Origin of the sequence: Pseudomonas sp. MEJ108, assembly GCF_030208985.1 — a bacterium.
Taxonomy (GTDB): Bacteria; Pseudomonadota; Gammaproteobacteria; order Pseudomonadales; family Pseudomonadaceae; genus Aquipseudomonas; species Aquipseudomonas fragariae.
In genome coordinates this window covers 45,282-58,869 of the sequence record NZ_JARVSW010000006.1, presented here as the reverse complement: position 1 = coordinate 58,869, position 13,588 = coordinate 45,282, and the positions used below count along the sequence as shown (strand labels likewise).

The 13,588-nt window shown below is 55.7% G+C and carries 14 protein-coding genes and 1 pseudogene; 4 read left to right on the top strand and 11 right to left on the bottom strand.

Annotation, left to right across the window (positions count from 1 at the left end; all coding sequences use genetic code 11):
* Positions 1-135 precede the first annotated feature (135 nt).
* The 3 genes from rimK to rimA are packed head-to-tail and all read right to left on the bottom strand — an operon-like array spanning position 136 to position 2,313.
* A complete protein-coding gene (gene rimK / locus QRN50_RS03575) occupies positions 136-1,041 on the bottom strand; it encodes a 30S ribosomal protein S6--L-glutamate ligase (RefSeq protein ID WP_003401760.1) in 906 nt (301 codons plus the stop codon).
* The gene (rimB, locus tag QRN50_RS03570) at positions 1,038-1,514 is read right to left on the bottom strand and encodes a retropepsin-like aspartic endopeptidase RimB (RefSeq protein ID WP_003401758.1); all 477 of its coding nucleotides are present in this window, start codon (positions 1,512-1,514) and stop codon (positions 1,038-1,040) included. The genes rimK and rimB overlap by 4 nt, the downstream gene beginning before the upstream one ends.
* 16 nt (positions 1,515-1,530) lie before the next feature.
* Positions 1,531-2,313, bottom strand: coding sequence for a S6 modification regulatory phosphodiesterase RimA (gene rimA, locus QRN50_RS03565; RefSeq protein WP_058398399.1), 783 nt, complete (start codon positions 2,311-2,313; stop codon positions 1,531-1,533).
* 167 nt (positions 2,314-2,480) lie between these two features.
* Here rimA and QRN50_RS03560 point away from each other — a divergent pair, with 167 nt between their 5' ends.
* The 3 genes from QRN50_RS03560 (at position 2,481) to QRN50_RS03550 (ending at position 5,692) form a co-directional block, all read left to right on the top strand.
* Entirely contained in the window at positions 2,481-2,888 is a 408-nt protein-coding gene (locus tag QRN50_RS03560) for an RNA-binding S4 domain-containing protein (protein WP_058398398.1), read from the top strand.
* A gap of 177 nt (positions 2,889-3,065) precedes the next feature.
* Entirely contained in the window at positions 3,066-3,968 is a 903-nt protein-coding gene (hslO, locus tag QRN50_RS03555) for an Hsp33 family molecular chaperone HslO (RefSeq protein WP_003401739.1), read from the top strand.
* Positions 3,969-4,147: 179 nt separating this feature from the next.
* Positions 4,148-5,692, top strand: a complete 1,545-nt coding sequence (locus QRN50_RS03550) for a phosphoenolpyruvate carboxykinase (protein ID WP_003367573.1) — start codon at positions 4,148-4,150, stop codon at positions 5,690-5,692.
* 156 nt (positions 5,693-5,848) lie between these two features.
* On the opposite strand, the pseudogene QRN50_RS03545 reads toward QRN50_RS03550, so the two are convergent.
* The 3 genes and pseudogenes from QRN50_RS03545 to QRN50_RS03535 all read right to left on the bottom strand — a co-directional run.
* A pseudogene (locus tag QRN50_RS03545) lies at positions 5,849-5,992 on the bottom strand (type VI secretion system amidase immunity protein Tai4); the annotation flags it as partial.
* 70 nt (positions 5,993-6,062) lie between these two features.
* On the bottom strand, positions 6,063-6,515 hold the full coding sequence (locus QRN50_RS03540) for a hypothetical protein (RefSeq protein WP_024640780.1): 453 nt from the start codon (positions 6,513-6,515) through the stop codon (positions 6,063-6,065).
* Positions 6,491-7,795, bottom strand: a complete 1,305-nt coding sequence (locus QRN50_RS03535; RefSeq protein WP_192873879.1) for a DUF6402 family protein — start codon at positions 7,793-7,795, stop codon at positions 6,491-6,493. Before QRN50_RS03535 ends, QRN50_RS03540 begins: the two co-directional genes overlap by 25 nt.
* Before the next feature lie 506 nt (positions 7,796-8,301).
* Between QRN50_RS03535 and QRN50_RS03530 the strand changes: the two genes are divergently transcribed.
* On the top strand, positions 8,302-8,808 hold the full coding sequence (locus tag QRN50_RS03530) for a GNAT family N-acetyltransferase (protein ID WP_024640782.1): 507 nt from the start codon (positions 8,302-8,304) through the stop codon (positions 8,806-8,808).
* Positions 8,809-8,825: 17 nt separating this feature from the next.
* Here QRN50_RS03530 and QRN50_RS03525 read toward each other — a convergent pair whose 3' ends face one another.
* The 5 genes from QRN50_RS03525 to QRN50_RS03505 form a co-directional block, all read right to left on the bottom strand.
* Entirely contained in the window at positions 8,826-9,533 is a 708-nt protein-coding gene (locus QRN50_RS03525) for a hypothetical protein (RefSeq protein WP_024660791.1), read from the bottom strand.
* 9 nt (positions 9,534-9,542) lie between these two features.
* Complete coding sequence (locus QRN50_RS03520) at positions 9,543-10,250, bottom strand: hypothetical protein (protein ID WP_003401730.1); 708 nt, start codon at positions 10,248-10,250, stop codon at positions 9,543-9,545.
* A gap of 130 nt (positions 10,251-10,380) precedes the next feature.
* Positions 10,381-10,830: a hypothetical protein gene (locus QRN50_RS03515; RefSeq protein WP_011266235.1), complete on the bottom strand. Its 450-nt coding sequence runs from the start codon at positions 10,828-10,830 to the stop codon at positions 10,381-10,383.
* A gap of 441 nt (positions 10,831-11,271) precedes the next feature.
* Positions 11,272-11,985 (bottom strand): cupin domain-containing protein, encoded by a 714-nt coding sequence (locus tag QRN50_RS03510; RefSeq protein WP_096126896.1) that lies wholly within the window; start codon positions 11,983-11,985, stop codon positions 11,272-11,274.
* A 298-nt stretch (positions 11,986-12,283) separates the two neighbouring features.
* Positions 12,284-13,141: a GNAT family N-acetyltransferase gene (locus QRN50_RS03505; RefSeq protein WP_060400384.1), complete on the bottom strand. Its 858-nt coding sequence runs from the start codon at positions 13,139-13,141 to the stop codon at positions 12,284-12,286.
* Positions 13,142-13,588 lie beyond the last annotated feature (447 nt).

Genomic DNA, 13,588 nt, shown 5'->3' with positions numbered 1-13,588 from the left:
CGGGACTAATGCCGGGATACTGCAACGAGGACTCGACTGGCAGGCCTGTTTACCTGATGTACGGTAGCTGAATGCCCTGGACGGCGTCCGCAGACGCGACGCCAGCCAGAGCCATTGAAACGGGTATGAGTCCCGTCAGCCTTTTCCTTTGGTACGGGTCATGTGCGGGCCGCTGTTTTTCTCCAGGTACCCGATGATCATCCCGGCCACGTCCTTGCTGGTGGTCACTTCAATGCCTTCCAGGCCAGGCGAAGAGTTGACCTCCATCACCAAAGGACCGTGATTGGAACGCAGGATATCCACACCCGCCACGCTCAGTCCCATGACCTTGGCTGCCCGCAATGCAGTCATGCGTTCTTCAGGCGTGATCTTGATCAGGCTGGCGCTGCCACCGCGGTGCAGGTTGGAGCGGAACTCGCCCGGTTTGGCCTGACGCTTCATCGAGGCGATAACCTTGTCACCGACCACAAAGCAGCGAATGTCGGCACCGCCTGCTTCCTTGATGTATTCCTGAACCATGATGTCCTGCTTGAGGCCCATGAAGGCTTCGATCACCGATTCGGCCGCCGTGGCCGTTTCGCACAACACCACGCCGATCCCCTGAGTGCCTTCGAGCACCTTGATGACCAGCGGCGCGCCATTGACCATCTGGATCAGGTCGGGAATGTCGTCGGGCGAGTGAGCGAAACCGGTGACCGGCAAGCCGATCCCCCGGCGTGACAGGAGTTGCAGCGAACGCAGCTTGTCCCGCGAGCGGGCAATGGCGACCGATTCATTGAGCGGAAACACGCCCATCATTTCAAACTGACGCAACACCGCACAGCCATAGAAAGTCACCGAAGCACCGATACGCGGGATCACCGCATCGAAGCCCTCCAGAGGTTTGCCGCGGTAGTGGATCTGCGGCTTGTGGCTGGCGATGTTCATATAGGCGCGCAGGGTGTCGATCACCACCATCTCATGGCCACGCTCGATGCCAGCTTCGACCAGACGACGGGTGGAATACAGACGCGGATTACGCGAAAGCACAGCGATCTTCATGCAACACCTGAGGAAGTAGAGGCCGGGAACACCGGCTTGTCTTGTACGTAAGTTATGCCCGGATTGACCACCAGCTGGCCGTCGATCAGAGCCTTGGAACCCAGCAGCAGTCGATAGCGCATCGACTTGCGGCAGGCCAGTGTGAATTCCACCGGCCAGATACGATCACCCAGGGCCAGCGTGGTGCGAATGACATAACGCACCTGCGCCTGACCGTTGGAGCTTTTAATGGTTTTCATGGCAACCAGTTGCGCTTCGCAGCGACGATGCCGCAACTGAACCACCGTGCCCAGATGCGCGTTGAAGCGCACCCATTTCTGGCCATTGCGTTCAAAAGGTTCGATTTCCGTGGCATGCAGACTCGACGTGCTCGCACCGGTATCGATTTTTGCCCGCAGGCCTGCCACCCCCAGGTCGGGGAGCGCCACCCACTCGCGCAGGCCGATGACTGTCAGATGATCGAATGTCTTCAATGCGATTCCGTACTTCTCAAGACTTCTGCCAGGCCTCGGGGGCTACCTGAGCCAGGGCTTTGAATGCGGGTTTGGCGAACAGATAGCCTTGCATCAGGGATATGCCGCAATCTGCCAGAAAATCCCGCTCTTCAATATGTTCGATACCTTCTGCGATGACTTTAATCCCCAAGTCCGAACACATTGTGACAACCGCGCGAACAATCGCCTGACGCGCGCGATTGCGATGAACATCGCGAACCAGGTTCATGTCGAGTTTGATCAGGTCGGGTTGAAAATCGGCCAGCAATGTCAGGCCTGAATACCCGGCGCCGAAATCGTCGATAGCGGTCATGAAGCCGAACTCCCGGTACTCGCGCAGGATATTGCTCAAATGGCCTTTGCTGCACACATGTTCGCTTTCGATGGTCTCGAAAATCAACCGCTCGATGGGAAATTCATGCCGCTTGGCCGCTTCCAGCGTGCTGCGGATACACAGCTCGGGACGATACACGGCATTTGGCAAAAAGTTGATCGATAAACGCTCGGTCATGCCCAGTTTCGCAGCGCCGGCGATGGCCGTGGTCCGGCAGGTCTGATCGAAGCGATAGCGGTTCTGGTCAGTGACCTGTTTCAGCACCGACATCGCGCCTTCACCATTCGGGCCCCGGACCAGCGCTTCATGAGCAAAGATCGACTGGTCGTGCAGGTTGACGATGGGTTGGTAGGCATAATCAAACGAAAAGCCCAGTTCCGGACTGCCGGTGCAGCCCTCACACCCCTTTTTGGGGGCGGTCAACGAGGTTGGAAAGTCTGTCACATCGCACTCCATGTGAGGTCAGGGCCATAAAATGATGAATAGCGGATTTTGACAAGCAAGGATCGGTTACTTCATGTTCTTGATAGCGACAGATCGGCAACGGCAGGCCGTCACGTTTCCTGATTAGCCGGATAACGTTCAGACTGCCATACGGATGAGGAATTCAAATGGCACAAAAGATGGAAGAAGGCGATAAGGTCCGCCTGGATAAATGGCTGTGGGCTGCGCGCTTTTTCAAAACCCGTGCGCTGGCCAAAGCGGCTATCGAAAGCGGCAAGGTGCACTGTCGCGGCGAGCGTTGCAAGCCCGGCAAGGAGCCGCGTGTCGGTGACGAGTTCCAGATTCGCATGGGTTTCGACGACCGCACCGTAGTGGTCGAGGCGCTGTCCGTCGTTCGGCGTGGCGCACCGGAGGCACAGACGCTGTATCACGAGACACCCGAGAGCATCGCCAGGCGCGAGAATGCCGCGGCTCAGCGCAAGGCCGGCAACCTGGGTGTGACCACTGACGGAAAGCCGACCAAGAAGCAACGCCGGGAGCTTTTCGGCTTCCGCGCCAGCCACAACAACGACTGAAACACAGCACCGGGCAGCTCCGGCTATCAGTCCGACGTGCCATCCAGCTTGGAAGCGCACCGCATAGCTCCTAAAATGCCGGTCAATCCGCATGGCCCACGGCGCTTTCGAGTGCCGGACGGCGCTTTTTCAGCCGCGTGCCATCCATTGTCATTACTTCAGATACCTTGCCTACCTATGCATGATTTCCCGGACATCGATTTCACCCAACGCTTCATCTTCGACGAAAGCGACGTTCGCGGAGAACTGGTCGCCCTGGAGCGCAGCTACGCCGAAGTGCTCGCCAAGCACCCCTACCCGGAGCCGGTCGCGCAGTTGCTTGGCGAACTGATGGCGGCTGCCGCGCTGCTCGTCGGCACCCTCAAATTCGACGGCCTGCTGATCCTGCAGGCACGCTCCAGTGGCGCAGTGCCGTTGCTGATGGTCGAGTGCTCCAGCGAACGTGAACTGCGTGGCATCGCCCGTTATGACGAGGCACTGGTCACAGCAGGCGCAGGTCTGCAGGACCTGATGCCCGATGGCTCGCTGGCATTGACCATCGACCCGAACAAGGGCAAGCGCTATCAGGGCATCGTTGCCCTCGACGGCGTCGACCTGTCGGAAAGCCTCTCCAACTATTTCGTGATGTCCGAACAGCTGGGCACGCGTTTCTGGCTCAAGGCCGACGGCCATCGCGCCCGCGGTCTGTTGCTGCAACAGCTGCCCATCGCGCAGATCACCGATCCGGAAGAGCGTGACGCCAGCTGGGAGCACGTCATCACCCTGGCCAACACCCTCACGGCCGAGGAAATGCTCGGGCTGGACAACCAGACCATCCTGCATCGCCTGTATCACCAAGACCCGGTTCGCCTGTTCGACGAGCAGCCCATCTGCTTTCGCTGCAGTTGCTCGCGTGAGCGCTCGGCCAATGCGCTGGCCAGCCTTGGGCTGGAGGACGCGCAGCAACTGGTTATCGAGCACAACGGCACGATCGAGATCGACTGCCAGTTCTGCAACCAACGCTATCTGTTCGATGCCACTGACGTCGCGCAGCTGTTTGCTGGCGGCGGTGTCGATTCGCCATCTGACACGCGCCATTAATGATCGCGTAAAGGGCCTCAGAAAACGGTGTGGGCCCCTGTAATGCTGTTCTGACAGGAGGGTCCTACCATTTCCGGGCATTTCTGGCATAATCCGGCCCACTTTTACGCTGTAGTAGTGGTTGTTTTTTTACTACAAAACCGTTTGGAGCACTCGGCCACAGGCCGACGGGGAACCTCATGACGCAAACCAACAACGCTGTGTACACCGATCTGAGCACCGACGAACTGGTCAAGGAAGCCCTTGCCCGCAAAGAAGGCGTACTTTCCGATACTGGCGCACTGGTTGTGGAGACAGGCCATCGTACTGGCCGTTCGCCGGTCGATCGTTTCATCGTTGAAGAGCCGAGCACTCAGGACGCCATCGCCTGGGGCCCGATCAACCGCAAGTTCCCGGCCGAGAAATTCGACGCCCTGTGGAACCGTGTCGGCGCGTACCTCGCCGAGCGCGAGCGCTTCGTTTCTCACGTTCATGTAGGCTCCGATCCTGCGCACTACCTGCCAGTCAAGATGACCACCGAGACTGCGTGGCACAATCTGTTCGGCCGTTGCCTGTTCATCAACCCTGAACAGTACAACCCGGCTGGCAAGGACGAGTGGGAAATCCAGAACGCGCCATGGTTCGTCTGCGACCCTGAGCGTGACGGCACCAACTCCGACGGCACCGTGATCATCAACTTTGCAGCCCGCAAGGTGCTGATCGCCGGCATGCGTTATGCCGGCGAAATGAAGAAAGCCATGTTCTCGGTGCAGAACTTCCTGCTCCCGGCGTCCGACGTTCTGCCGATGCACTGCGCGGCCAACATGGGCGAAGAGGGCGATGTAACCCTGTTCTTCGGTCTGTCCGGCACCGGCAAGACCACCCTGTCCGCCGACGAAAGCCGTTACCTGATCGGTGACGACGAACACGGCTGGGGCGAAGGCGTGGTGTTCAACATCGAAGGCGGTTGCTATGCCAAGTGCATCGACCTGTCCGAGAAGAACGAGCCGGTCATCTGGAAAGCCATCCAGCACGGCGCCGTACTGGAAAACGTCGTACTCGACCCGGTCACCAAAAAAGCCGACTACGCCGACAGCAGCCTGACCCAGAACAGCCGTGCGGCCTACCCGCGCGAACTGATCGAAAAACGCGCACCGAAAAACCTCGGTGGCGAGCCGAACGCCGTTATCTTCCTGACCTGCGACCTGACCGGCGTACTGCCGCCTGTGTCGATCCTCAGCGAAGAACAGGCCGCCTACCACTTCCTGTCGGGTTACACCGCACTGGTCGGCTCGACTGAAATGGGTTCGGGTTCGGGCATCAAGTCCACCTTCTCCACCTGCTTCGGCGCACCGTTCTTCCCGCGTCCGGCGGGCGAATACGCAGAACTGCTGATCAAGCGCATCCGCGGCTTCAAATCCAAGGTCTACCTGGTCAACACCGGCTGGACCGGCGGTGGCTACGGCGTCGGCAAGCGCTTCAACATCCCGACCACCCGTGGCGTGATCGCAGCGATCCAGAGCGGCGCACTGATCGGTGCCGAAACCGAACACCTCGACACCATCAACCTCGACGTACCGAAGTCGGTACCCGGCGTCGATACCGGCCTGCTCAACCCACGCAACACCTGGGCTGACAAGGCTGCCTACGACGAAGCGGCAAAAGCACTGGCTGGCCTGTTCGTGGAGAACTTCAAGAAGTTCGACGTGAGCGACGCCATCAAGGCTGCGGGTCCGAAGTTGTAAGACGTTGTAATTAGCCTCCACTAAAAAAACCGCCTTCATCAGGCGGTTTTTTTTGTACTCGTTTTACGAATCTGAAAGCCTGTTGCCTATCTTGCCAGATGACAAATCGACTATATCGACGGCACACCTATATGGAGATATCGACTTTAGCATCTGTCATTTATTGTCCTGGATATGAGTGTAATCCGGTTTTATCAGAACTTCTTTTAGCCGCGCGCTGAGCGCTTTACTTTAATAGAGACCCAGGCATTTCAATAAATCAAACTTTACACCCTTTATTTCAGATTCGACCAAGGGGTTTTATAGTCTATAGATACCGCTCCACTGAACCGCTCTTGCTCGAGACCCATTTCTTTGACGACCACCATAGTTACAGGGGAAGCCTTGCCCTAATCCATTCCAAGCGTGTGGGAGGCATAGTGATCACATGATCTTTCTGCTCTTTATCATCTTGATAGATAATACTTTTTTTGGAGACCTTAAGCGGCTCATGCCCCGGCTGGCCGTCCCAAAAAACTTTATAGTATCTCCTGGCTAACAGCTCGCCTTGATTGTCGAAGATAGTCAGCCGGACCCTCTCCATACCATCTCCATTAAAAAGACTATTGTTCACCCCGGCTCCGCAAACAGTTATTACAAAACCTTTACTGCCAAAACTCTTTGCACCTCCATCTAATGCCTCAGTGTGGTTATAGCGTTCACAATCAGTGTTGTCGAACAGGTTGAAAGCAATGGAATAAACAACCAAAGCAATCAACATAAAAATAAAGAAGAAAAAAGAGCGGAAATACATTTTTCTTACATGGGTTCTGAAGGTTTGCATAATGTATCCAGCTTTATAATGATGGGCTTTTTCAGTTTGTGGATTTTCGGTCTGCTGTAGATCATAAAATCGCCACCCCGGCCATGCTTTTCTCTCCACTCACTATAAGAGCTGTTGTAAACAGGCCAGTAAACATCTTTCTCCATAAATTTTCTTACCAAACCTGTTCTTTTATCCACTGGCTTGTCAAGCTGGCCTCCAGGCAAATAGTCCCAATTGATTTTAGTTTCAGTTATCGGGGTACTTCCCATACGGGTATGAATTTTCTTACCGTCAACCAGATCACTGACAACGGCAAAGTAAGAAAGAATCATATCATTTTTGTTCCAGTGGCCCAGATATTGGCTGCTACCATCATTTTTGTCATTAAAAGAATAGTTATCTTTCAGGTAGGTATACACACAGGTAATAGCCGCCGTTGCGTCGACGCAAAATGTTTTGGTTCTGGCTTGATCGTCATATTTGTAAAACTTTTCCACAGCAACTTCAACCACGCCAATGGCCGCATAAATATTAAAACTCCCTAGCGTCGCGGTGAGATCAGTTAAACTCAGGCCGTCAAGCGTGTTGCTTGTTGATATTGCCTGAAACTGAATTTGCCAATCAATATGAAACTGCCTGATATCACCTATCCAAGGAGCTGTATCAAAGGAAAGATTTGCTGCCGACCTAGATTCATCAAATTTATTTTTTACTCGCTTGAGAATTTTATGTCTAGCGCCTGCAATTGCTTTTTCAGAGTAAATCTTTTCCTCAATCAACTCGTTGAATTTCTCTGCGACGCTCCCATACTTCAACGCCCATTTTAACGTCAGGGTTGCGTCATCAATGGGCTGAATTGAATTGGGTCGATCATTATAGATATGCTTAGGGCTTGCGAACCACTGTCTGGCAATCTTGGCAGCTATCGGCCAACCAATATTGTCCATGGCCAAAGGAATATCCTGAAGATCAAACTCTGGAAGCTTTTCTTTATCTTCTGCATCAGCCTCTAGAGCATCAGACACTGAAGTTTTAGATTCCACGGAGAATGGCTTATTTTTTCTAACCCCAGCAGTTGATTTCTGACCTCCCGCTTCTGTTTGCGGCACCATGAACTGCTCTTCACCAGGCTCAGCAGACTTTAAGAACACTTGACCAGGCGCACAACGATTGTAAGAGATTGTTTGTGGAGTATTGATGGGTACTGCGCCATCTAAACCATCATTCTCTTTCCATACCTTCCCTCGAAATATTGATCGCTCCATAGTGTAGTAAGGTATTTTTCTAACTTTTGCCATAACCATTTCCTTGGAAAACAACCAAATCCTAAATCTACTCAGCACCTATCACGCAGCGGTAGGAACGCTGGGGCGAAGCAACGGAGGTTTGCATTGTTTAGCTTGAGGACCCCGGCCGTCAATTTCGTTGCGCGCCCAAGCATCGATTTCCTCCCCCAATGTGACTCGATTAACGTTGTGAGCCGTACCTCCAAGACGTTTGCCCACTCAATGGGCAGGGCCGAGACCTCACGCTAACTGTCGTCTATTTACTTGATATGGCGCAGACATTGCTCGAGCCATCGATCGCGGGTATCGGAAGCTGCTCACTGCCTGGGTTTGAAGGGCAAGCTCACAGACAAATACCGTAACCGTCAGGTCGTCGGAGCGATGTCGTAATTAAACATCTTCGCATCCGCACCTGCACGCGACCCTCGAAAATGCTCAAGCAAACGCCTCGACTTGTCGGGGCGTTTGCTTGTCTGGAATACTGATTTCCACTGAGGACGATGGCCAGGAGGTGTGTTGTGGGCGTAAACGGGATTCAGATACGGCGTTTCGTGCCGAGCGACGAGTCAGGTGTATCGGCGATGATCCTGCCGATCCAGCGGGAAGAGTTCGGTATTCCCATCACCGCCGAAGACCAGCCTGACCTGAAGGCGATTCCGGACTTTTACCAGACCGGCACAGGGGACTTCTGGGTCGCGGTACAAGACGATCAGGTCATCGGCAGTATCGGTCTCAGAGACATCGGCGCAGGGCAGGCAGCACTGCGCAAGATGTTTGTCGCCGCCCCGTTTCGCGGCCGGGAATTTTCCGTTGCAGCCAGACTGCTTGAGCGCCTGATCGAGGAATCAACTCGCAAGGGCGTCAGCGAAGTATTCCTGGGCACGACCGACAAGTTTCACGCTGCGCATCGTTTCTATGAAAAGCACGGCTTTCGGGAGATCACGAAGGAGGACCTGCCTGCGAGCTTTCCGTTGATCGCGGTGGACAGCAAGTTCTATGTGCTGGGCCTCGGCAGTGAGCAATAGCGTGATCGCTGCGATGCTCAACCCAATGGATTGAAGCCACTCGCTGCGCTGCAGTAGCGTTGGCGAGTCGCGGACTCGGCAGAACGCTTGCATTGCTCCTTGAAGTACACCTTGGCGCCCTTGCGGCATTCCCGATATTCGATCGACCCTCTGCGCCAGTTACGGCATACGCTGGTGCCATCAATCTGGTCGTCGTCAACGACCCATTCAGCACGATAGGTACGCTTCCGGTCCCACTGCCACACAACAGCAGAATCAACAAATTGCGCCATTGCGTAGTTGCGGTGCCGTATAGGCTGTCGCGCCTTGTACTGGCTCATGTACTGAGCAGACACCATGCCTTGGGCGGTCGATCGAGGAACCGTCTTGTGGCTTTTTCCAAATCGACAGTCAGCGACAGCTTCGTCGATGAGATTGTCCGGCCCCATGCATTCAGCCAGCGATTGAGGGGGGGTCGAGACCTGGGGTAGCGGTGGCGGCGCAAGGACAGGAGCCTCGGCAACAGCGGCAGGAGGCATGGCAGGCGTGGCAGGCGTGGCATCGGCTGTTTTTGACTGATGGATGTAATGAAACAGGCCATAGCCACACAACACCACGACTATCAGCGCCACCAGTACATTGCGGTGGAATGTCGAAGCGCTCCTTGACGTGCGCAGAGGGGCACGTGCAAGCGCGTCCTCTTCGTCGACACTCAAGTGATCCCTCACCTTATGACCACCCCTCATATCTGTCACTCAAGCCTCCAAGGTAATGGGCGGGCTTTTCAGTGCGGCGAAAATGTCCATGGCTGAGCTGTCCCCCGATGTAATGTTGGCGGCGTAATGGGCGGGGTATTGGGCTTTTTCTATGGGTGGCAGCTGGTCGTAATGGGCGAGAAGCATCACCAGTGTTTGCGTGCTTTTGCCGGTTTCGTTGTATTCGTCGACATAGCGTTTGCCCATCGCTCTATTCCAGGCTTCCTGTTGAAGATGGTTTTCGGACGAAGCAGCACTACGCTCATTAATGGTGAATTCGCCACCTTCGTCATACATGATCAATTTGAGTTGATCCTGCGATAATCCTGAGAACGGGTTTGCTCCCCCGCCATTCTTGAACAGCGTAGCCTGCCTGGCTCTCTCGAGCAGCGCTGGATCGTCGGTATCGGGGACCTCCGCATCGTGCAGTGCTCTGTTGGCGTAATAGTGTGTACCCGCGATCTTGTCGTTAATGGATGTTGCCACCGCACCCAGCTCTTTGAAGCCTAGACGACTATCGCGGATCTGAGCGCGCATCGCGCTGCTGTTTAATTGACTGGACAACGTGGAGAGAGTTGCACTATCAGCGGCGCGCTCAGAAAACAGCTTACTTATTGCCGACGTGCTACTGGTTGGGGAAACCTCTTTCGCAACAGTCGTTAGGGTAGGGCTGCTGGTAAGAGCCGTGATGTGAGAAATGTCGAACATGCTGCGTCCTCGCGTCAGTTGCCAATCCATGGCGTTATATTCGCTATCTATATCGGCACGATCAGATTCAGCTTTAGTTTTCCTCCGGAGGCAGGCGCGCGCGTAATTTTGTAACGCGCACGCCTTGAGATTATTTCATGGTGAATTCAGCAGTCCATGCATGGGTAGAGAGGTTGGTGACCCTGGAGGTAGCTGTGCAAATCGCACCACCTTCAGGCGTTGCAGTACGGTTCCACTTTGGAACCTTGACTCCACCCGCACCTGCCAGCCTTACAAAAGTGGTCGAGAATGCACATACCTTGGAACCCATCACATAGCGAACACTGGCGTAGCTGGCATCAGGTGAGAGCGTGCTTTGCACCGTATAAAAGTTTGAATCGCCGGGTTGAACGGTAGAGCCAATGGCTGTTCTGGCGTTGCGTAGCGTCGATAACTCGTTACGCGTAACAGGCTTATGCTTCGCGACCTCTGTTCCCAGATTTTTGAACGTCACCGTAACCGGTGGTCCCGCGTGCGCAACAACAGTGGCGCACAGCGTGGCGAGAGCAAGAGAAGTCAGCAAGACGCTTTTTGTTTTCATGATCGGTAGTTCCTGAGTTAATTAATTAAATTCGTATTACATTAAGCAAGGCGAACGCACGACAGCAGTGAGCCGCCTGTATTGACGTGCACGCGCTATCGCCCGATTAAGATCCGCCATGTATCAGCGCACAGAAAGTGCGCCGTCCACCTGAAGGTGTTTATGTCGATGACAGTCGGAGGATGGCCCTATACTAAAAAGCAGGGGTGACTCCACTGAACGGGTTAGAAGAAAAGATTAGTTTCCTGCAATCCGTTGAGATGTTTTAGCACGTGAGAGGGGAAAGAAAAGTAGGAAACTTCTGATTCTTTGCAAATCAGTTAATGACGATGATTGTTCTTGTCTTTTAGTATCGAGTTGGATTAACTGCGCTGGCAGAAGTTGTAAGTGTGCAGATTAAAGCGCCCCACAGAGCTGAAGGGCGCATCCCCTACTTCACGTTCACGTCACCGCATAAAACTTGCGCACATACGCCGTACTGGTCCACTTGCAGGGCGCGCCCTGTGCGACGAATACGGTATCGCCGGTATTCACGGTCAGGCTCGGGCCGTTTTCCAGGCTCAGCTCGACGCTGCCTTCGATCAGGTTCATCAGTTCATGGATCTTGTGCGGCCGCGAGATGCGTTCGTAGGGGGTGGAGTCCCACACGCCGATGCGCAGGGTGCTGGCGCTGTCTTCGAAGAGGTTGTTGCTGCGGCATTGCGGCAACGCGCTGATCATGATCGCCGGGTCTGGTGGTGAAGATGGCGTGAGCATGGCCAGGCGGTCGAGCGCGGTGATGCCGGGTTTGTCTGGCCCGCTGGCCTGGGTGGACGCGCAGAAAGCCCAGAGGCTGTCCGGTTGCGCGTCGATACGTACTTGAGTGCCGCGACCGATCACTGCACTTTCACCGGTCTTGATCGTGAGGCTCTCGGTACCGGAGGTCAGGGTGACGGACCCGCGATGCATCACCAGCATTTCGGTGTAGGGGTAGGCTGCCACTGACAGCGACGTGCCGAAATGCACGAGGCCGGCCGCAATGCCCTGATCATCGATGAACGCCGTGCGGCGGTCATTATCGAGCGAGTCATGCGCATCGATGGGGCCAGTGGTGAATTCGGTGTCTACCGGGCTGAGGTCAGCGCGGGCCAATAGCAAAACAGTGGGTTGGGGCATCGGGTCGGGCTCCTGAAGTTGAAGCGTTGATGATCGTTGCCACGCGCCGGACTCAGCGTTATACACAAATCCGCTTTTGATTCTGGCCGGAGGCCGTAGGAGCGAACTTGTTCGCGAAAGGGCCGGTATGATCGCCTGTCTTCGCGAACAAGTTCGCTCCTACGCCCTGCGGGCAGAAGCCTGAAAAGCACGTATTCGGGGCTCTCCAGGACTTATGTATAACGATGAGCGCTCTGCGTGGTAATGCATTTCGTGACGCTCTGCGAGAGCATTGGCACGATGAGGTGCTTACGGGTGGTCAGCCGATCGCCTGGGTAATCAGCGCAAACTGGCGCACGCCCTGGCTGGCTTGCGGGACTGCACCCATGCTCATGCAGGTCACGCTGTCGACGCGCTTGAGGCCGGCTTCCTCCAGCCAGTCGGCCAGGCCGCTGTCGGTCGGGATGTCGATACGTACGAAGGCATAAGGCACGCGGGCCAGCAGTTGCTCGATCATGTGCCTGGCCTGGTCAACGCTCTGGGCGACCACAGGGCCGATGCACAGGCCGCGGCCGAACGGACGCAGCAGGGCAAAGGCCTGCAACTGGCCGTCGCGCTCGATGCCGACGGCGTGCTCAAGGTTGTTCAGCACATCGCCGAGCGTCACCGAGCGGTCCATGCCCGAACCGGCGTTGGCCAGTTCCAGCACGCGAGGGTGGTCAGCCTCGCTCAGCCCGCGGCAACGTTCCTGTGCCTTCAATTCGGTTATGCCGGTCGGTTGCGCCTGCCCCTGACGCTGCTGGATCTCGCCAAAGCTGACAAACCCCATCTTCGCGTAAAGCGGCGCACCCGCCAGCGTGGCGTTGAGGACCGCCGTGCGGGGCGCGACGCAGCCGACCGCCAGTTCCATCAGCTTGCGACCAATGCCCTTGCCCTGGTAATCGTCACTGACGATCACCAGACCGATGGTGGAAAACTCGCCCTGATGACAGGCGAAAGCACTACCGATCAACCGCCCGTTGTGTACCGCGACGAAGCCTTGGGCGACACGTTGCAGCATGGCCCAGTCTTCAAGTCGATGCGGCCACTTCAAGGCGATGGATAACTCATGAGCGTTGCCGACGTCGGCGGCGGTCATGGGGCGAAATTCAAAGTCGGGGCGTTGCTGAGCGAGCATGACGTGTCTCCGTCCAGAAGGATGCACAGGCAATAAAAGGATGCGTCAGGCGTGTTGTATCCCACCTGCTGCGGGCGGTGACAAGAGGGCTGCGCGCATTCGGCAGATTCCACAAAGCGCCGCTCGCCAGACCACAGTTACTGCTTAAATCGGCCGGGCCTCCGGCAGCAAATGCTTAGGGTTTTTACCCCGTGTTCAAGCTCTTTATATAGCTGCCGGCATTTGTCGCCAGCCAGGCACTGGCGCGGCGCAGTTTCTGCGGCGCAAACCCGCGTGTTTGAGCCCGAGCGCCCTGAAAAGGGTCATAAAAGCGCCGAAAACCGGGCTCTGCCCAAGGCTGGAGCGCCCCGCAAAGTCTGCTGAGCGCGCACCTCAAAACGGTGGTTTCTATCAAGCAGCCATCACTTTTAACGCCATCTGCTGATTTCACGGTGTTGTAATGAGGTT